This is a genomic window from Streptomyces sp. 11-1-2, assembly GCF_003595545.1.
GTDB lineage: Bacteria > Actinomycetota > Actinomycetes > Streptomycetales > Streptomycetaceae > Streptomyces > Streptomyces hygroscopicus_B.
The window spans coordinates 5,820,056-5,839,348 of sequence record NZ_CP022545.1; the positions used below are offsets into that span (position 1 = coordinate 5,820,056).

Sequence of the window (19,293 nt, forward strand, 5' to 3'; positions counted from 1 at the left end):
TCTACGGTCGGCCGAGAGGGGAGGGGCTCAACGTTGGACGACGCCACCATCGGCGGGGCGAGCGACGGCGAGCTCCTTGCCCGGCACGTCGACGGCGACCCGGACGCCTTCAGCGAAATAGTGCGGCGCCACCGCGACAGACTCTGGGCGGTGGCGCTGCGTACCCTCGGCGACCGTGAGGAAGCGGCCGACGCGGTCCAGGACGCGCTCGTCTCCGCCTACCGCGCCGCGCACACCTTCCGGGGCCAGTCCGCCGTGACGACCTGGCTGCACCGGATCACGGTCAACGCCTGCCTGGACCGGGCCCGCAAGGCCGCCTCCCGTCGCACCTCCCCCGTGGACGACACCGAGCGGCTCGAGCAACTTCTGGAACCCCATGAATCAGCCGCCGCTCCCGCCGAACGCGGTGATCTCCACCGCGAACTGCTCCGGGCGCTGCGCACCCTCCCTCCCGAGCAGCGCGCGGCCCTGGTGCTGGTCGACATGCAGGGCTATCCCGTCGCGGAGGCGGCGAAGGTCCTGGACGTGCCGACCGGCACCGTGAAGAGCCGCTGTGCACGGGGCCGCGCACGACTGCTGCCACTGCTCTCACATCTCCACCCCAGCGGGAGGGGTAGCTCACCCTCGGGCGGGGGAAGGAACCGGACGCAGGGGACGTCCGTCCCACCGACGGCAGGACCGAACGACACAGATGCCGTGAAGGGCGGAGGTGGGCGAGCGTGACATCCTCGACGGACACGGACGAGCACCCTGAAGTCGCGGAGATCTCCGCACTCACCGAGGGTCTGCTCTCTCCGTCCCGCGCCGTCGACGTGCGCACTCACCTCGCGAGCTGCGTGCTGTGCGCGGACGTATCGACGTCCCTGGAAGAGATCCGTTCCCTGCTCGGGACCCTGCCAGGGCCGGTGCGGATGCCCGCCGATATCGCGGGCCGTATCGACGCGGCGCTGGCCGCCGAAGCGCTCCTTGACGCGACCGCTCCCGAGGCGATGGCCGATGTTTCACGTGAAACTCCGGATCCGGACCCGGCGCCCACGCCGGTTTCACGTGAAACCGCCAACGACGTCCCCGCCTCCGACACCGTGAAGCCACCGTCCAAGTCCTTCACCGCGGCGGATCGCCCCGCTGGGCGCCCGCGCGGGGCCACCGGACCGGGACGAGGGTCCACCGGACCCGGCGCCCGCCCGGGCCGTAGCCGCCGCTGGCCCAAGGTCGTCCTCGGCGGCGCATGCGCCGCGGCGGTGATCGGCATCGGCTCCTTCTTCATCCAGGGCGGCTCCTCGGGCGATCACGGCGACAGCGGCACCCAGGCCCAGGCCAGCCAGAGCTCCGGGAAGTCCACCCTCTCCTCGGGCACCCTCAAGGACCGCGTGCACGAGCTGCTCGCCGACCGGAAGTCCACCGCGTCGAACGGGGTCACCGGGCAGGGCAACTCACCCGATGTGCCGCTGCGCGCCGACGACGACCCGAACGTGCCCTCCTGTGTACAGAGCGGCACCGGCCGCAAGGAACCGGCTCTCGCGGCGCAGCAGGACACCTACGACGGCCAGACCGCCTATATCGTCGTCCTCCCGCACCCCTCCGACAGCTCGCTCGTCGATGCCTTTGTGATCGACGCGTCCTGCGCCTCGGCGTCTCCGTCGTCTCCCGGGGAGCTTCTGGTGACCCGGACCTATCCGCGCCCCTGAGGCACACCGCGCGCCCCGGGGCCCTGCCTGACAGTGCTCGGGAATGCCTGACCCGTAGGATCCGTTGGGTGGGGTGGCAGCGGAATTCCGGGGGAACCCGGAGCCGCCCGCCCAGTCAGCAGTCCGGCAGTCGGCAGAGACAAGGAAGACATCCGTGAGCGACGTCCGCAACGTGATCATCATCGGTTCCGGGCCCGCGGGCTATACGGCCGCGCTCTACACCGCCCGCGCTTCCTTGAAGCCGCTGGTCTTCGAAGGCTCCGTGACCGCGGGTGGTGCCCTGATGAACACCACCGATGTGGAGAACTTCCCCGGCTTCCGGGACGGGATCATGGGCCCCGACCTGATGGACAACATGCGGGCTCAGGCCGAGCGCTTCGGCGCCGAGCTCATCCCGGACGATGTGGTCGCGGTCGACCTCACCGAGCAGATCAAGACCGTCACCGACTCCGCCGGTACGGTCCACCGCGCCAAGACCGTCATCGTGACCACCGGCTCTCAGCACCGCAAGCTGGGTCTGCCGCGCGAGGACGAGCTCTCCGGCCGCGGTGTCTCCTGGTGTGCCACCTGTGACGGGTTCTTCTTCAAGGACCAGGACATCGCCGTCATCGGCGGCGGCGACACGGCCATGGAGGAGGCGACCTTCCTGTCGCGGTTCGCCAAGTCTGTCACGGTGGTCCACCGCCGGGACACCCTGCGCGCCAGCAAGGCGATGCAGGAACGGGCCTTCGGCGACCCGAAGATCTCGTTCGTCTGGGACAGCGCGGTCGAGGAGATCCACGGCGACGGCAAGCTCTCCGGTCTCACCCTCCGCGATGTCAAGAAGGACGAGACCTCGGAGCTGCCGGTCACCGGACTGTTCATCGCGATCGGCCACGACCCGCGCACCGAGCTGTTCAAGGGCCAGCTGGCCCTGGACGACGAGGGCTACCTCAAGGTGGATGCGCCCACCACCCGGACGAACCTGCCGGGTGTCTTCGCCGCGGGCGACGTCGTGGACCACACCTACCGTCAGGCAATCACCGCGGCCGGCACTGGTTGCTCGGCGGCGCTGGACGCCGAGCGGTACCTCGCCTCGCTGGGCCAGGGCGACGCCACCGTCTGACTTCGCTTCCCACCCCTGCACCAACTCACTAAGGAGATTGCCATGGCCGGTGCCACGGTCACCGTGACGGACGCCGACTTCGAGGAGAAGGTCCTCAAGAGCGACAAGCCGGTACTCGTCGACTTCTGGGCCGCCTGGTGCGGTCCGTGCCGCCAGATCGCCCCCTCGCTGGAGGCCATCGCGGCCGAGCACCCCGACGAGATCGTCATCGCCAAGCTCAACATTGACGAGAACCCGGCGACGGCCGCCAAGTACGGCGTGATGTCCATCCCGACGCTCAATGTCTACCAGGGCGGCGAGGTCGCCAAGACCATCGTCGGCGCCAAGCCCAAGGCCGCCATCGAGCGCGACCTGGCCGACTTCATCGGCTGAGCGAACCACACGTCGCGCTGATGCGCGAAGGGGCTGCCCATGGGGCAGCCCCTTTCGTGTTTCACGTGGAACTCTCTACAGCGGCCGAAGCGCGGGCTCCTTCTGGACGGCGCCGAGCAGCCGGTCCAGCGCCAGCTCGACATCCTCCTTCCAGGAGATCGTCGTCCTCAGCTCAAGCCTCAGCCGGGGATAGCGCGGATGCGGCCGGACGGTCTTGAAGCCCACGGCCAGCAGATGATCGGCGGGCAGCACACACGCCGGTTCCTTCCAGGTGGCGTCCCCGAACGCCTCCACCGCCTTGAAGCCCCGGCGCATCAGATCCTTGGCGACGGTCTGCACCATCACCCGGCCCAGCCCCTGCCCCTGGTATCCGGGCATCAGCCACGCCGTCATCAGCTGGACGGCATCCGCCGCGACCGGACTGGTCGGGAAGGCCGTGGAGCGCGGTACATACGCCGGAGGCGCGTACAGCACAAAGCCCACCGGAACCTCATCGACATAGACCACCCGGCCGCAGGATCCCCACTCCAGCAGCACGGCCGAGATCCATGCCTCCTTCTCCAGCTCCGGCCGACCGGCCCTTACGGCTGCCTCGCCACTGACCGGATCGAGCTCCCAGAAGACACAGGCGCGACAGCGCTTGGGGATGTCCGGGAGGTTGTCCAACGTGAGCGGTACGAGCCGACGCCCCATGAAGCCAGTCCTTCACTTCCGTGGCCAGCCGCGCCACGGGCGGCTGACAGCGCACTACGCTCCCTGAGCAGACTGCCGACGAAGCCGCCGACAGCTCCCAGGCCCAATCCTGTGGCCACCAGTCCGGTGCGGCTCACCGATCGCATGGCCCTGCCCTCCACATGCGGCGCCTCCACCTGGATCCGCCCTGCCTGATCGCATCGTATCCGTGCCGAGATTGCACCGATACCGCCCTTGGGCAAACAGCGGGTCGTGTTCCGACCAGGTCGGAACACGACCCGCCCCGCACTGCCCTTTCCGTGCGGCATGGCCGCACGGACAGCGCCTCACTCGTCGTCGTCCTCCGCTCCGCCCTCCGAGGAGAGCGGCTGCTCCAGCACCGGCCCCTCACCGGGAGCCAGCGAGCCGAGGATCCGCTCGAGATCCTCTATCGAGGCGAACTCGACGACGATCTTTCCCTTCTTCTGACCGAGGTCGACCTTCACCCGCGTCTCGAACCGATCGGAGAGACGTGACGCCAGATCCGTGAGCGCGGGGGACACCCTCGCACCCGCCCTCGGGCTCTTGGTCTTCGTCGTACCGCCCGATCGCGATCCCATCAGGGTGACGATCTCCTCCACCGCACGCACCGAGAGCCCCTCGGCGACAATGCGATGAGCCAGCCGGTCCTGCTCCTCCGCGTCGTCCACGGAGAGCAGCGCCCGCGCATGGCCCGCGGAGAGAACCCCCGCCGCCACCCTGCGCTGAACGGACGGGGAGAGCCTCAGCAGCCGCAGCGTATTGGAGACCTGCGGACGCGAGCGCCCGATGCGGTCGGCCAGTTCGTCATGCGTGCAGTTGAAGTCCTTCAGCAACTGGTCGTACGCCGCCGCCTCTTCCAGCGGGTTCAGCTGGGCCCGGTGCAGGTTCTCCAGCAGCGCGTCGAGCAGAAGCTTCTCGTCGTCGGTGGCCCGGACGATCGCGGGGATCTTCTCCAGCCCGGCCTCACGACAGGCCCGCCAGCGGCGCTCGCCCATGATGAGCTCATAGCGCTCCGGCGCCAACTGCCGTACGACGACGGGCTGGAGGAGACCGACCTCCTGGATCGAGGTGACCAGCTCGGCGAGCGCGTCCTCGTCGAAGACCTCACGGGGCTGCCGCGGATTGGGGGTGATGAAGTCCAGCGGCAGCTCGGCGAAGTGCGCCCCGGCCACCTCCTCCGGCATCGCCGCCGGTGCGACCTCGGGCTCCGCCTCCCGCGGTGCGGGCTCGGGCTCCTGCGGAACGGTGTGCGTCGACAGTGCGGCCACCTTGGCCGCCGCCACTCCGCGCTCCTGGGTGAGCACCGGAACCGCGGTCGGTGAGGTGGTGGCCCCGGTCGTCGTGACCGTTCCCGCCCCCGCCGAGGACGCGGCGTTGTCCGCCCCCTTCGGCGCGGGAGGGATCAGGGCACCGAGCCCACGGCCCAGTCCTCTGCGTCGCTCACTCACTGAATCCCCTCCTGCATACTGTGCTGGTCGTGCTGGCTGAGCTCGGGCAAGGCATGAACGTGCTGGGCCTCGTAGTGCACGCCGACGCCTCTCAGGGCGATCTCGCGGGCCGCCTCGAGATAGGAGAGCGCCCCACTGGACCCCGGGTCATAGGTGAGGACGGTCTGCCCATAGCTGGGGGCCTCGGAGATGCGCACCGATCGGGGAATGCTCGTCCGAAGCACCTCACCGCCGAAGTGGCTGCGCACCTCGTCCGCGACCTGGGAGGCCAGCCGGGTGCGGCCGTCGTACATCGTCAGAAGGATCGTCGAGACATGGAGCTTGGGGTTGAGATGGCCCCGCACCAGATCCACGTTCCGCAGCAGCTGCCCCAATCCCTCCAGCGCGTAGTACTCGCACTGGATCGGGATCAGCACTTCGGCGCCGGCCACCAGCGCATTGACCGTCAGCAGCCCCAGCGAGGGCGGGCAGTCGATCAGGATGTAGTCCAGCGGCTGCTCATATGCCTGGATGGCCCGCTCCAGTCGGCTTTCCCTGGCCACCAGAGAGACCAACTCGATCTCGGCACCGGCGAGATCGATCGTGGCCGGGGCACAGAAGAGCCCCTCCACATCCGGGACCGGCTGCACCACATCGGACAGCGGCCTACTGTCGACCAGCACGTCATAGATCGATGGGACCTCGGCATGGTGGTCGATCCCCAGCGCCGTCGAAGCATTGCCCTGGGGGTCGAGGTCGATCACCAGCACCCGACCACCGTGCAGGGCGAGCGAGGCGGCCAGGTTGACCGTGGTCGTGGTCTTTCCGACCCCGCCCTTCTGGTTGGCGACCACCATCACCCGGGTCTGCTCCGGCCGGGGCAGACCCTCGCCGGCGCGGCCCAGAGCTTCTACCGCCAGTTGAGCGGCACGGCCAATGGGGGTGTCGTCCATCGGGGGTGGCGTTTCACGTGAAACATCCTCCCCCGGCGATTCGGTACGGGGGCCGGGGACCGGATCGGTCATCGGCCCCGCGATGTTGGCGTCGGACCGCAAGGATTCACTCTCCTCGACATCAGGCTCGCAATAAGCAGAGCCTGCCATGCTTTTGGGGTCGTGAACCAGCGAGGTCCGTTCTCCTGTGGATGAATCCACGTTCATACGGGGTCGGCGGTCGCGGGGCGAGGCCGCCGCACGACCGCGACTGATGATTCCATGCAGCAGGGAGCGACGTTTCACGTGAAACACGATGCACGGGAGCCCTCGCCGATTGGTCGCGACACTCCGGTATGCGTAGTTTTGCCAGCTTGTATGGAGCAATGCCCTCGACTCAGGGCCGACGGCGCGGTGTCCGGCGAGCAGCCTTGGCCCGCTTCGCGGCGAAGCGCACACCTCCGGGGCTCTCCCCGACCTCAACCCGCACCACCGTCGAGGGCGGGTCGACCACTCCCTCACCGACATGCAGCACCGAGGTCTCCACCACACCCAGCTTGCCCAACGCGGCCCGGGCCTGCTTCAGCTCCTCCTCGGCGGTGTCGCCCTTCAGGAGCAGCATCTCGCCGTACGGGCGCAGCAGCGGAACCCCCCAGCCGGCCAGCCGGTCCAGCGGGGCCACCGCCCGAGCCGTCACCACATGCATCGGGGTCAGCTTCCCGAGGACCTCCTCGGCACGACCGCGCACCACGGTCACATGCTCCAGCCCCAGCAGCTCGACCACTTCCCGCAGAAAGTTCGTCCGCCGCAGCAAGGGCTCCAGAAGCGTGATCTGGAGATCCGGCCGGGTCAGGGCGAGCGGGATACCGGGGAGCCCGGCTCCCGACCCCACATCGCAGACGGTGACCTCCTCGGGCACCACTTCGGAGAGCACGGCGCAGTTCAGCAGATGCCGCTCCCACAGCCGCGGCACCTCGCGCGGGCCGATCAGCCCGCGGGTCACTCCCACATCGGCCAGCAGCTCGCCATAGCGCACGGCCTCCGGGAAGCGGTCACCGAATACGTCCCTTGCCTCGGGGGGCGCCGGGGGGAGCTCCGCTGCTTCCGTCACGGGGACCGTCCTTCCGTACCGAACACTGTGCTGAACGATGATGTAAGGCTGACAAGATTCGGCCCCGTCTGCGTACAGACGGGGCCGTGTGGATCACGATGCGGAACCGCTTCAGACCGGAAGCACGACCACGCAGCGCTGGGGCTCCTCGCCCTCGGACTCGCTGCGCAGCCCGGCGGCGGCCACGGCGTCGTGCACCACCTTCCGCTCGAAGGGCGTCATCGCCTTCAGCTTCACCGGCTGAGCGGTGCCCTTCGCCTCCTCCGCGGCCTTGGTGCCCAGCTCCGTCAGCTCAGCACGCTTACGGGCCCGGTATCCGGCGATGTCGAGCATCAGCCGGCTGCGGTCGCCGGTCTCCCGGTGCACCGCGAGGCGAGTCAGCTCCTGAAGGGCCTCCAGCACCTCACCGTCGCGACCGACCAGCTTCTGCAGATCGCGGCTGGTCGAGTCGCTGATGATCGACACCGCTGCGCGATCGGCCTCGACGTCCATGTCGATGTCGCCGTCGAGGTCCGCGATGTCCAGCAGCCCCTCGAGGTAGTCGGCCGCGATCTCCCCTTCCTGCTCAAGGCGGGACAGGGTGTCGACACCCTCGGCGGCCGGGGTGGTGCCTTCCGTCACGGATGGACTCCTTCGTTACTTCTTGGACGGGTGCTTGGGGCGCTGCTGGCCCTTGCGCTGGCCGGATTTCGCGCCACGCGAGGAGCCGGAAGCCGAGCCACCGGCCGGCTTGCCGCCCTGCGCGCCCTTCTTCTGCCCCGCGCCCTGCTTCTCGTCGGGCTTGGCCTCGGCGGACTTCTCGGTGGAGGCCGAGGAATCCGACTGCGCGCCGGCCCTGCTGTGGCCGGTCGTGGAGCGCTGCGACTTGGTCTGGCGCTTGGGCTGCTGACGGTTGGCACGCGCCGTCTCGGCCGCCTGCTTCGCGACGACCTCGGCCGGCTCCTCCTTCAGCTTGCCCTGGGCCCGCAGCCGCTCCTGGCGGGCCTTGAAGGCGATGCTGCCCGGGGTCGGGTTACGGCGGATGACGAACATCTGCTGGCCCAGGGTCCAGACGTTGGTGGTCAGCCAGTACACGAGGACACCGACGGGGAAGTTGATGCCGAAGACGGCGAACATGACCGGGAAGACGTACATCAGCATCTTCTGCTGCTGCATGAACGGCGTCTTCACCGTGAGGTCGACGTTCTTGGTCATCAGCTGGCGCTGGGTGAAGAACTGCGACGCCGACATCAGGATGATCATGGTGATCGTCACGATGCGGACATCGGTCAGCGAGGCGCCGAGGGACTCGACCTTCGAGGCCGAGTCCATGAACTTCACCGACAGCGGAGCACCGAAGATATGGGCGTTACGGGCGCTGTCCAGCAGCGTCTGGTCGATGACGCCGACCGTCTTGTTGTTCGCGATGTGGTTGAGGACCTGGTACAGCGAAATGAAGAACGGCGACTGGGCGAGGATCGGCAAGCAGCTGGAGAGCGGGTTGGTCCCCGTCTCCTTGTACAGCTTCATCATCTCTTCGGACTGACGCTGCTTGTCGCTCTTGTAGCGCTCCTGGATCGCCTTCATCTTGGGCTGGAGCGCCTGCATGTTCCGCGTCGACTTGATCTGCTTCACAAAGAGCGGGATCAGGCAGATACGGATCAGTACCACCAGCGAAACGATGGACAGACCCCACGCCCAGCCACTGTCTCGATCAAAAATGAGGCTGTAGAACGAGTGGAACTGGACGATGATCCAGGAAACTACGTCATAAAGAGGACCGAGGATCGTGTCCACGAATCAGGCTCCTTGGGCGTTGGGCTGGGTCTCGGGCTGTGCGGCAGGCTCCACAGTCGGATGCCCGCCGAGGCGGTTCCGCAGCCGCTGGTGCCACACCGGACGCTTCCGGGGCGGAACGTGGTCGACGCCACCGAGCGACCAGGGGTTGCAGCGCAAGATGCGCCAGGCCGTCAGCGCCGTTCCTTTTACCGCGCCGTGCCGGTCAATGGCCGTGTAGCCATAGTGCGAGCACGACGGGTAGTACTTGCAGACCGGTCCCAGCATCGGGCTGATGGTCCACTGGTACAGCTTGATCAACCACAGCAGCGGGTACTTCATCGCGGCACCCCTCCCAGTAGCCGCTGCACTGCCGTGTCGAGATCGCGGGCCAGCTGGTCGTGACCCGCCTCACCCGCGCCGGGCAGCGCCCGTACGACCACAAGGCTACCTGCGCCAAAACGATCGATGCGGTCCCGCATCAGATGACGCAGTCGCCGCTTCACCAGATTGCGGACGACGGCGCCGCCGACCGCCTTGCTTACGACGAAACCCGCACGCGCCGGAGGAGCACTCTCCCCGGGTGCGTGCGGGTCCGTATCACCGCTGGTGAGGCCGGTGCGAAGATGCACGACAAGGAGCGGGCGACCGGCCCTGCGTCCTCGGCGTACCGCGGCCGCGAAGTCCTCGCGCCGCCTCAGCCGATGCTCGGTAGGCAGCACGTCATGGACCTTGGATCAGGCTGCTCAGGCCGACAGGCGTCCGCGACCCTTGCTACGGCGGGACGCGAGGATCGCGCGGCCGGCACGGGTGCGCATACGCAGCCGGAAGCCGTGGGTCTTCGCGCGGCGACGGTTGTTCGGCTGGAAAGTGCGCTTGCTCACTCGGGGGCTCCAGAAATGAATTGGATGGTGGCGGTCTATCGCTTGGCTGTCACCGTGCGCCCACGAGTAGCTCGCAATACGCCCGAGTGCACCGCTTCACGATCACGGGTCATCTCGCCCGTGATCCTTGCCCATCGGAGGCAGGCGGCAGCAGCCATCGACAACTCGACCTGGTTACGGTACGCGCGGTTACGCCATCCGGTCAAACCGGTGGCCGACACCAAGACAGCGCGGTTCCCCTCCCAGCCTAGGGGCAAGGGAACGCGCGGCGACATCGCATGGCACATTTGTACACACCCTGTGGACAACGACTTGAACCGCGTACCCCGGCCTGACTACCGTGGCTGGGCTCCGATTCCTTCACGCCCGTCCCGAGAACCACGCATTCGTGGGACCTGTCGGCGTCCCCCACCCAGCGAGCTGAGAGAGCGTGCCCTGTGGCTGACGTACCTGCCGATCTTGCCGCAGTGTGGCCACGCGTGCTCGAGCGGCTGCTGGGAGAGAGCTCGGGACAGGGCGGACAAGGCGTCGAGGCCAAGGACGAGCACTGGATCAAGCGGTGCCAGCCCCTCGCGCTGGTCGCCGACACCGCGCTGCTCGCCGTCCCCAATGAATTCGCCAAGGGCGTGCTGGAGGGCCGGCTGGCCCCCGTCGTCAGCGAAACGCTGAGCCGGGAGTGCGGCCGCCCGATCCGCATCGCGATCACCGTCGACGAGTCCGCCGGCGAACCGGTCGTCCCGCCGCAGGTCCAGCGCGAGCAGCGCGAGTCCTACGAGAGCTACGACGGCCGGGACGGCTATGGCCGCCAGGCGCCGGACGATCTGCCGTCGGCCCGCCCCGCCTACCCCGGCTATCAGCAGTCGCGCCCCGAACCGGGCGCCTGGCCGCGGCCCCGTGACGACTACGGCTGGCAGCAGCCCCGGCTCGGCGGCTTCCCCGAGGGCGATCCTTACGCCTCCCAGCACGCCCCGTCCGGCTATGACCAGCAGCCGTACGACCCCCAGCGACGCGGCGACTACCGCGGTCCGGGCGCCGAGCGCCCCGGGCCGGGCGGTCCCGGCCCGGGCCCCGAGCGCCCGCCGTACGAGCAGCGCCACGACCTGCCCGACCCGCTCGAGCGCGCCCGCGGCGGACCGCCCGTCCTGCCCTCGCAGACCGGCGCCCCCGGCCCGCTCGCCGCTCAGCCCGCGCCCGCGTCCGGGCCCGGTGAGCCGACCGCGCGGCTGAACCCCAAATACCTCTTCGACACCTTCGTCATCGGCGCGTCCAACCGCTTCGCGCACGCCGCGGCGGTCGCCGTGGCCGAGGCGCCGGCCAAGGCGTACAACCCGCTGTTCATCTACGGGGAGTCCGGGCTCGGCAAGACCCACCTGCTGCACGCCATCGGTCACTACGCGCGCAGCCTGTATCCCGGCACCCGGGTGCGCTATGTGAGCTCGGAGGAGTTCACCAACGAGTTCATCAACTCCATCCGCGACGGCAAGGCGGACGCGTTCCGCAGGCGCTATCGCGACATGGACATCCTGCTGGTCGACGACATCCAGTTCCTGGCGAGCAAGGAGTCGACGCAGGAGGAGTTCTTCCACACCTTCAATACGCTCCACAACGCCAACAAGCAGATCGTGCTCTCCTCCGACCGGCCGCCCAAGCAGCTGGTCACCCTGGAGGACCGGCTCCGCAACCGCTTCGAGTGGGGTCTGATCACCGATGTGCAGCCGCCGGAGCTGGAGACGCGTATCGCGATCCTCCGTAAGAAGGCGGTGCAGGAACAGCTGAACGCGCCGCCGGAGGTGCTGGAGTTCATCGCCTCACGGATCTCCCGCAACATCCGTGAGCTGGAGGGCGCGCTCATCCGCGTCACCGCCTTCGCGAGCCTGAACCGGCAGCCGGTGGACCTCGGACTCACCGAGATCGTGCTGAAGGATCTGATCCCCGGCGGCGAGGACGCGGCTCCCGAGATCACCGCCACCGCGATCATGGCCGCGACCGCCGACTACTTCGGGCATACGGTCGACGATCTGTGCGGCGCCTCCCGCAGCCGGGTGCTGGTCACCGCGCGGCAGATCGCGATGTATCTCTGCCGGGAGCTGACCGATCTGTCGCTGCCCAAGATCGGCGCGCAGTTCGGCGGCCGCGACCATACGACGGTCATGCACGCCGACCGCAAGATCAGGGCGCTGATGGCCGAGCGGCGCTCCATCTACAACCAGGTGACCGAGCTGACCAACCGCATCAAGAACGGCTGAGAGGGGCCCGCGGGGCCACCGCGAACCGCTGAAGGGCGCTCCGGGAGGGATAACTCCCGGGGCGCCCTTCGTCGTTCATCCCTACGAGCTGTTCGATTCCCGGCCCGGCCGGCCCGGTTCTCCACAGATACGCGGCCCATCCACCGTCCACACCCTGGGGACGTGGGAGTTGTCCCGATCGTGTCCACAGGGTGGCCGGTGGGAAGGGCATTCGCCGAGGTCAGATGGCTGTGGAATTGTGGCTATCGGGAGTCCACAGACTGTGGATGATCGAGATGCCCACAGGCCGCGCATCAGCTTGTCCACCGGCAACCCACAGCCGAAGGCCCGTTGCCCACAGCTTCTCCACACCGCTGTCCACTGTTCGGCAACGAAATGGCCACGGTCACCGGCGCGAGTGAAAGGCGTCACACCAAGGAGGCGGGTTGGGCTGTGGGGAAGGTGGGTAAAACTGGGGACGACGCTGGGGAGAACCAGGCGATGTCTGTGCATCGCATGTGCAGAACTCTTCGGCATCCACAGACAACCCTGGTTGTCCACCGCCGTCACCCACAGGGCCGGTGGACAAAAAACCGCCGCTGACCAGGGCAAAGTCAGTTTTCCACGGTTTCCACAGGCCCTACTACTACGACCACAGAGTTATAGCGAGGAAATCGCTTCGAAGTGGGGCCTGTGCACAACCTCGGGCCGAGCCGCCCGACACCCCGCGCACCGACTTGACCCCGAGCCGCACCGACTGTCGGCGGCGTGCGTCAGACTGGTCTCCGGCTACTCAGCCGACGACGAAGGCCAGCAGGGCGAGCCAGCAACAGCAGGAGGCGGCTTACGGTGAAGATCCGGGTGGAGCGCGATGTACTCGCGGAGGCGGTGGCCTGGACGGCCCGCAGCCTCCCGGCCCGACCGCCGGTGCCCGTCCTCGCGGGCATCCTCATGAAGGCGGAGGAAGGCGCGCTCAGCCTCTCCGGCTTCGACTACGAGGTCTCGGCCCGCGTCTCCGTGGAGGCCGACATCGAGGACGACGGCACGGTCCTCGTCTCCGGCCGGCTCCTCGCCGATATCTGCCGCGCCCTCCCCAACCGTCCTGTGGAGATCTCCAGCGACGGGGTGCGGGTGACCGTCGTCTGCGGCTCCTCGCGATTCACACTCCACACCCTGCCTGTGGAGGAATACCCGGCGCTGCCGCAGATGCCGAACGCGACCGGCACCGTCCCCGGTGAGGTTTTCGCCGCCGCCGCTGCCCAGGTCGCCATCGCCGCCGGCCGTGACGACACCCTGCCGGTGCTCACGGGTGTGCGGATCGAGATCGAGGGCGACACCGTCACGCTGGCCTCCACCGACCGCTACCGCTTCGCGGTCCGCGAGTTCCTGTGGAAGCCCGAGACCCCCGACATCTCCGCCGTCGCGTTGGTGCCCGCCAAGACGCTCCTCGACACCGCCAAGTCGCTGACCAGCGGTGACACCGTCGCGCTCGCGCTTTCCGGCTCGGGTGCGGGCGAGGGCCTGATCGGCTTCGAGGGCGCCGGGCGCCGTACGACCACCCGGCTGCTCGAGGGCGACCTGCCGAAGTACCGCACGCTCTTCCCCACCGAGTTCAACTCGGTCGCGGTGATCGAGACACCCCCGTTCGTCGAGGCCGTCAAGCGTGTGGCCCTGGTCGCCGAGCGGAACACCCCGGTGCGGCTCACCTTCGAGCAGGGCGTGCTGATCCTGGAGGCCGGCTCCAGCGACGATGCACAGGCTGTGGAGCGGGTGGACGCCCAGCTCGACGGCGACGACATCTCGATCGCCTTCAACCCGACGTTCCTGCTGGACGGCCTCAGCGCGATCGACTCGCCGGTCGCCCAGCTGTCCTTCACCACCTCGACCAAGCCCGCGCTGCTCAGTGGCAAGCCCGCCATGGACGCCGAGGCGGACGAGGCGTACAAGTACCTGATCATGCCGGTGCGACTCAGCGGCTGAGAGCGAGCGAATGAGCAGGTGTAGCCCACATCTGTGCGGCTACCCGCGGGCGTAGGCTCGGACTCACCGCGAAACGCAACGCACTACGGCATGAAGGATCACTGATGGAGCTCGGTCTCATCGGCCTCGGCAAGATGGGCGGCAACATGCGCGAGCGCATTCGCCGCGCAGGCCACACCGTTATCGGCTACGACCGGAACCCGGATGTAGCCGATGTCCACAGCATCGATGAGCTCGTCAACAAGCTCAAGGGCCCGCGCGTGGTGTGGGTCATGGTTCCGGCAGGCGTCCCCACTCAGATCACCATCGACGAGCTGGCCGAGCTGCTGGCGCCCGGCGACATCGTGGTGGACGGCGGGAACTCCCGCTGGACCGACGACGAGAAGCATGCCGAGCAGCTCAACGCCAAGGGCATCGGCTTCGTCGACTGCGGTGTCTCCGGCGGTGTCTGGGGTCTGGATAACGGCTATGCCCTGATGTACGGCGGCGCCGCCGAGCATGTGGCCCAGGTCCAGCCGGTCTTCGACGCGCTCAAGCCCGAGGGCGAGGGCGGCGCCGTCCACGCCGGCAAGGTCGGCGCGGGCCACTTCGCGAAGATGGTCCACAACGGCATCGAGTACGCGATGATGCAGGCGTATGCCGAGGGCTGGGAGCTGCTGGAGAAGGTGGACTCGGTCACCGACGTCCGCGAGGTCTTCCGCTCCTGGCAGGAGGGCACGGTCATCCGCTCCTGGCTGCTGGACCTGGCCGTGCGCGCCCTGGACGAGGACGAGCACCTGGCGAAGCTGCGTGGCTACGCGGAGGACTCCGGTGAGGGCCGCTGGACCGTGGAGGCGGCGATCGACAACGCCGTGCCGCTGCCCGCGATCACCGCGTCGCTCTTCGCCCGGTTCGCCTCCCGCCAGGAGGACTCGCCGCAGATCAAGATGATCGCCGCGCTGCGCAATCAGTTCGGCGGTCATGCGGTCGAGAGCAGCGACAAGTAACCACCCCACGGGGTGGCGCAAGCAGTTCAGCCGGGGGAGGTCGGCGCAGCCCACTATGCACGTCACGCATCTCTCGCTCGCCGACTTCCGCTCGTACACCCGGGCCGAGGTGGCGCTCGACCCGGGCGTCACGGCCTTCGTCGGGCCCAACGGCCAGGGCAAGACCAATCTCGTCGAGGCCGTCGGCTATCTCGCCACCCTCGGCAGCCACCGGGTCTCCTCGGACGCCCCGCTGGTGCGCATGGGCGCGGAGCGGGCCGTGGTCCGGGCCGCGGTCGTCCAGGGCGACCGGCAGCAGCTGATCGAGCTCGAGCTCAACCCGGGCAAGGCCAATCGCGCCCGTATCAATCGGTCCTCGCAGGTCAGACCGCGTGATGTGCTGGGGATTCTGCGGTCGGTGCTGTTCGCGCCCGAGGATCTGGCCCTGGTCAAGGGCGATCCGGGCGAGCGCCGGCGCTTCCTCGACGAGCTGATCACCGCGCGGGCGCCCCGGATGGCCGGGGTCCGCTCCGACTACGACCGGGTGCTCAAGCAGCGCAACACCCTGCTGAAGACCGCGGCCCTGGCCCGGCGGCACGGTTCGCGCAGCGGCGGCGGCGACGCGGCCCTGTCCACGCTCGACGTCTGGGACCAGCATCTGGCCCGGGCCGGTGCCGAGTTGCTCGCGCAGCGGCTCGACCTGATCGCCGTGCTCCAGCCGCTCGCCGACAAGGCGTACGAGCAGCTCGCCCCGGGCGGCGGCCCCGTGCTGCTGGAGTACCGCGGCTCGGCCGGTGAGGGGCTGGCCGACGCGGGCGGCCGCGAGGAGCTGTACGAGCTGCTGATGGCCGCCCTCACCGAGGCCCGTAAGCAGGAGATCGAGCGCGGGGTCACGCTGGTGGGCCCGCACCGCGACGACCTGGTCCTCAAGCTGGGCCGGCTCCCGGCGAAGGGCTACGCCAGCCATGGCGAGTCCTGGTCGTACGCCCTCGCCCTGCGGCTGGCCTCCTACGATCTGCTGCGCACCGAGGCGGGCGAGCCGGTGCTGGTGCTCGACGACGTCTTCGCGGAGCTGGACGAGCGGCGCCGGGAGCGGCTGGCCGAGCTGGTCGCCCCCGGGGAGCAGGTGCTGGTGACCGCGGCGGTGGAGGATGACGTTCCGCAGGTGCTGTCCGGCACGCGCTATGCGGTGTCCGAGGGCGAGGTGCGGCGCGTATGACCGACGGAATGACCGATGGAATGGATCAGCCCGCGGGGCCCTCGCCGGTGCCCGAGCCCTCGGGCGTCGATCTTGCGCGGGTGGCGCTGCGCGCCGCCAAGGAGCAGGCGCGCGCCCGGGGAGCCGCGGCCCAGCAGAAGAAGCAGGCGCGCAGAGGAGGCTTGCGCTCCGGCGCGCGCGCCGATGGCCGTGATCCGCTTCCGCTCGGTGCGGCGATCAACCGGCTGATCACCGAGCGCGGCTGGGAGGCCCCGGCCGCGGTCGGCGGGGTGATGGGCCGCTGGCCCCAGATGGTGGGGCCCGAGGTGGCGCAGCACTGCGAGCCCCAGCGGTACGACGAGGACGCCCGGGTGCTCACGGTGCGCTGTGATTCCACGGCGTGGGCGACCCAGCTCCGGCTGCTCGCCCCGCAGCTCGTGGCCCGGCTGAACGCGGATCTGGGTCATGGCACCGTCAAGATGATCAAGGTCCTGGGCCCCGGCGGCCCGGCCCGCCGCTACGGCCCGCTGCGCTCCCCGGGCTCCACCGGCCCGGGCGATACCTACGGCTGACCGGGGGCTTGTGCGCCCCCGTGTTAACCGGTGGTAACAGGGTGACTGCTGAGACCCCGGTCACGGTTGCCGGTGGTTGACAGCTCGAAGCGCTGAGTGGCGGTGTGAGCCTCTTGGAGCCCGTCCCCGCATATGGGGAGTCGCTGGCAGCCGGTTCAGGGCGGCACATGCGGACTCAGGCGCCAGCAAGCCCCCATTCTTGTCGGCGCTACCGGTAGACTGGGGCCGTACGCCGTCGCCGCTGGCGCACCGAGCGCTTGCGGACACATGTTGAACGACGCAGCCGCTCCTGCCTGCCCGGAGACGGCTTGTGCTGTGCCAGAAAGGGCGCTTCGTGGCCGATTCCGGCAACCCCATCGAAAACATCCCGTCCACGCCCGACAGCGAGGCCCTGGCTTCGCCGTCGTACGACGCCAGTGCGATCACCGTCCTGGAGGGGCTGGAGGCGGTCCGCAAGCGACCCGGTATGTACATCGGTTCCACCGGTGAGCGCGGCCTCCACCATCTCGTCCAAGAGGTCGTCGACAACTCCGTCGACGAGGCCATGGCCGGTCACGCGGACAGCATCGAGGTCACGATCCTCGCCGACGGCGGCGTCCGCGTCGTGGACAACGGCCGCGGGATCCCGGTGGGCATCGTCCCCTCGGAGGGGAAGCCGGCCGTGGAGGTCGTGCTGACCGTGCTGCACGCGGGCGGCAAGTTCGGCGGCGGCGGCTACGCCGTCTCCGGCGGTCTGCACGGCGTCGGCGTCTCCGTCGTCAACGCCCTGTCCTCGAAGGTGTCGGTCGAGGTCAAGACGGACGGCTACCGCTGGACCCAGGACTACAAGACGGGAGCGCCGACCGCGCCCCTGGCCCGGAACGAGGCCACGGAGGAGACCGGCACCACGGTCACCTTCTGGGCGGACCCGGACGTCTTCGAGACCACCGAGTACTCCTTCGAGACGCTGGCCCGGCGCTTCCAGGAGATGGCGTTCCTCAACAAGGGCCTGTCGATCTCGCTCAAGGACGAGCGCGAGGCCCATGTGGACGAGGAGGGCAAGCCGCTCTCCGTGAAGTACCACTACGAGGGCGGCATCGTCGACTTCGTCACCTACCTCAACTCCCGCAAGGGTGAGCTGGTCCACCCCACGGTGATCGGGTTCGAGGCCGAGGACAAGGAGCGGATGCTCTCCCTTGAGATCGCGATGCAGTGGAACACCCAGTACACCGAGGGTGTCTACAGCTTCGCGAACACCATCCACACTCATGAGGGCGGTACCCACGAGGAGGGCTTCCGCGCCGCGCTGACGTACCTGATCAACAAGTACGCGCGCGACAAGAAGCTGCTCCGGGAGCGCGACGACAACCTCACCGGTGAGGACATCCGCGAGGGTCTGACCGCGATCATCTCGGTCAAGCTGGGCGAGCCGCAGTTCGAGGGCCAGACCAAGACCAAGCTGGGCAACACGGAGGCCAAGACCTTCGTCCAGAAGATCGTCAACGAGCATCTCGCCGACTGGCTGGACCGCTACCCCAATGAGGCGGCGGACATCGTCCGCAAGGGGATCCAGGCGGCGACGGCCCGGGTCGCGGCCCGTAAGGCGCGGGATCTGACCCGCCGTAAGGGGCTGCTGGAGACCGCGTCGCTGCCGGGCAAGCTGAGCGACTGCCAGTCCAATGACCCGTCGAAGTGCGAGATCTTCATCGTCGAGGGTGACTCCGCCGGCGGCTCGGCCAAGTCCGGCCGTAACCCGCAGTATCAGGCGATCCTCCCGATCCGCGGCAAGATCCTGAACGTCGAGAAGGCCCGGGTCGACAAGATCCTCCAGAACAACGAGGTCCAGGCGCTGATCTCCGCCTTCGGCACCGGGGTGCACGAGGACTTCGACATCGACAAGCTCCGCTATCACAAGATCATTCTGATGGCGGACGCCGATGTCGACGGCCAGCACATCAACACCCTGCTGCTGACCTTCCTCTTCCGCTTCATGCGCCCGCTGGTCGAGGCGGGGCATGTCTTCCTGTCCCGTCCGCCGCTCTACAAGATCAAGTGGGGCCGGGACGACTTCGAGTACGCGTACTCGGACCGGGAGCGGGACGCGCTGATCCAGGTCGGCCGTGAACAGGGCAAGCGCATCAGGGACGACTCGGTCCAGCGCTTCAAGGGTCTGGGCGAGATGAACGCCGAAGAGCTGCGGGTCACCACGATGGACCCCGACCACCGCGTCCTGGGCCAGGTCACCCTGGACGACGCGGCGCAGGCCGACGACCTGTTCTCGGTCCTGATGGGTGAGGACGTCGAGGCACGGCGCTCGTTCATCCAGCGCAACGCCAAGGATGTCCGCTTCCTCGACATCTGAGTCGGCCCCCAGCCGCAGACGACA

At 68.6% G+C, this 19,293-nt stretch carries 19 protein-coding genes; 10 read left to right on the forward strand and 9 right to left on the reverse strand.

All coding sequences use genetic code 11. The features are described from left to right. Nucleotides 1–33: 33 nt before the first annotated feature. The 4 genes from sigM (at nucleotide 34) to trxA (ending at nucleotide 3,165) form a co-directional block, all read left to right on the forward strand. Nucleotides 34–723, forward strand: coding sequence for an RNA polymerase sigma factor SigM (gene sigM / locus CGL27_RS24560; RefSeq protein ID WP_119990052.1), 690 nt, complete (start codon nucleotides 34–36; stop codon nucleotides 721–723). After that, nucleotides 720–1,688 (forward strand): hypothetical protein, encoded by a 969-nt coding sequence (locus tag CGL27_RS24565; protein ID WP_119990054.1) that lies wholly within the window; start codon nucleotides 720–722, stop codon nucleotides 1,686–1,688. The genes sigM and CGL27_RS24565 overlap by 4 nt, the downstream gene beginning before the upstream one ends. Nucleotides 1,689–1,842: 154 nt before the next feature. Continuing rightward, a complete protein-coding gene (gene trxB / locus CGL27_RS24570) occupies nucleotides 1,843–2,793 on the forward strand; it encodes a thioredoxin-disulfide reductase (RefSeq protein WP_119990055.1) in 951 nt (316 codons plus the stop codon). 42 nt (nucleotides 2,794–2,835) lie between these two features. Beyond that, nucleotides 2,836–3,165, forward strand: a complete 330-nt coding sequence (gene trxA / locus CGL27_RS24575; RefSeq protein ID WP_078642432.1) for a thioredoxin — start codon at nucleotides 2,836–2,838, stop codon at nucleotides 3,163–3,165. Between the two features lie 75 nt (nucleotides 3,166–3,240). Here the strand turns inward: trxA and CGL27_RS24580 are convergent, their stop codons facing one another. The 9 genes from CGL27_RS24580 to rpmH all read right to left on the reverse strand — a co-directional run bounded on the left by CGL27_RS24580 (nucleotide 3,241) and on the right by rpmH (nucleotide 9,988). Beyond that, nucleotides 3,241–3,858: a GNAT family N-acetyltransferase gene (locus tag CGL27_RS24580; protein ID WP_078642433.1), complete on the reverse strand. Its 618-nt coding sequence runs from the start codon at nucleotides 3,856–3,858 to the stop codon at nucleotides 3,241–3,243. A gap of 326 nt (nucleotides 3,859–4,184) precedes the next feature. Then, the gene (locus CGL27_RS24585) at nucleotides 4,185–5,327 is read right to left on the reverse strand and encodes a ParB/RepB/Spo0J family partition protein (RefSeq protein WP_119990057.1); all 1,143 of its coding nucleotides are present in this window, start codon (nucleotides 5,325–5,327) and stop codon (nucleotides 4,185–4,187) included. Further along, complete coding sequence (locus CGL27_RS24590; RefSeq protein ID WP_078642435.1) at nucleotides 5,324–6,409, reverse strand: ParA family protein; 1,086 nt, start codon at nucleotides 6,407–6,409, stop codon at nucleotides 5,324–5,326. Before CGL27_RS24590 ends, CGL27_RS24585 begins: the two co-directional genes overlap by 4 nt. A gap of 226 nt (nucleotides 6,410–6,635) precedes the next feature. Then, nucleotides 6,636–7,349 (reverse strand): 16S rRNA (guanine(527)-N(7))-methyltransferase RsmG, encoded by a 714-nt coding sequence (gene rsmG, locus CGL27_RS24595; protein WP_078642436.1) that lies wholly within the window; start codon nucleotides 7,347–7,349, stop codon nucleotides 6,636–6,638. Between the two features lie 111 nt (nucleotides 7,350–7,460). After that, nucleotides 7,461–7,970: a R3H domain-containing nucleic acid-binding protein gene (locus tag CGL27_RS24600; RefSeq protein ID WP_059143744.1), complete on the reverse strand. Its 510-nt coding sequence runs from the start codon at nucleotides 7,968–7,970 to the stop codon at nucleotides 7,461–7,463. A 15-nt stretch (nucleotides 7,971–7,985) separates the two neighbouring features. Next, complete coding sequence (yidC, locus tag CGL27_RS24605) at nucleotides 7,986–9,125, reverse strand: membrane protein insertase YidC (protein WP_078642437.1); 1,140 nt, start codon at nucleotides 9,123–9,125, stop codon at nucleotides 7,986–7,988. 3 nt (nucleotides 9,126–9,128) lie between these two features. Further along, the gene (yidD, locus tag CGL27_RS24610) at nucleotides 9,129–9,446 is read right to left on the reverse strand and encodes a membrane protein insertion efficiency factor YidD (protein ID WP_014061973.1); all 318 of its coding nucleotides are present in this window, start codon (nucleotides 9,444–9,446) and stop codon (nucleotides 9,129–9,131) included. Beyond that, the gene (rnpA, locus tag CGL27_RS24615) at nucleotides 9,443–9,826 is read right to left on the reverse strand and encodes a ribonuclease P protein component (RefSeq protein ID WP_078505643.1); all 384 of its coding nucleotides are present in this window, start codon (nucleotides 9,824–9,826) and stop codon (nucleotides 9,443–9,445) included. The genes yidD and rnpA overlap by 4 nt, the downstream gene beginning before the upstream one ends. A 24-nt stretch (nucleotides 9,827–9,850) precedes the next feature. Continuing rightward, entirely contained in the window at nucleotides 9,851–9,988 is a 138-nt protein-coding gene (rpmH, locus tag CGL27_RS24620; RefSeq protein WP_009716483.1) for a 50S ribosomal protein L34, read from the reverse strand. Between the two features lie 437 nt (nucleotides 9,989–10,425). On the opposite strand from rpmH, the gene dnaA reads away from it, so the two are divergent. The 6 genes from dnaA to gyrB all read left to right on the forward strand — a co-directional run bounded on the left by dnaA (nucleotide 10,426) and on the right by gyrB (nucleotide 19,269). Next, nucleotides 10,426–12,234 carry a chromosomal replication initiator protein DnaA gene (dnaA, locus tag CGL27_RS24625; RefSeq protein ID WP_119990059.1) on the forward strand — a complete coding sequence of 603 codons (1,809 nt, stop codon included), beginning with the start codon at nucleotides 10,426–10,428 and terminating at the stop codon, nucleotides 12,232–12,234. Nucleotides 12,235–13,062: 828 nt separating this feature from the next. Then, on the forward strand, nucleotides 13,063–14,193 hold the full coding sequence (gene dnaN / locus CGL27_RS24635; RefSeq protein WP_119990061.1) for a DNA polymerase III subunit beta: 1,131 nt from the start codon (nucleotides 13,063–13,065) through the stop codon (nucleotides 14,191–14,193). 104 nt (nucleotides 14,194–14,297) lie between these two features. Further along, complete coding sequence (gnd, locus tag CGL27_RS24640) at nucleotides 14,298–15,179, forward strand: phosphogluconate dehydrogenase (NAD(+)-dependent, decarboxylating) (protein ID WP_078642439.1); 882 nt, start codon at nucleotides 14,298–14,300, stop codon at nucleotides 15,177–15,179. A gap of 55 nt (nucleotides 15,180–15,234) precedes the next feature. Continuing rightward, nucleotides 15,235–16,377: a DNA replication/repair protein RecF gene (gene recF, locus CGL27_RS24645; RefSeq protein WP_078642440.1), complete on the forward strand. Its 1,143-nt coding sequence runs from the start codon at nucleotides 15,235–15,237 to the stop codon at nucleotides 16,375–16,377. A gap of 8 nt (nucleotides 16,378–16,385) precedes the next feature. Further along, nucleotides 16,386–16,928, forward strand: coding sequence for a DciA family protein (locus CGL27_RS24650; protein ID WP_043237513.1), 543 nt, complete (start codon nucleotides 16,386–16,388; stop codon nucleotides 16,926–16,928). 310 nt (nucleotides 16,929–17,238) lie between these two features. After that, a complete protein-coding gene (gene gyrB, locus CGL27_RS24655; protein ID WP_078642441.1) occupies nucleotides 17,239–19,269 on the forward strand; it encodes a DNA topoisomerase (ATP-hydrolyzing) subunit B in 2,031 nt (676 codons plus the stop codon). The last annotated feature ends 24 nt before the right edge of the window (nucleotides 19,270–19,293 follow it).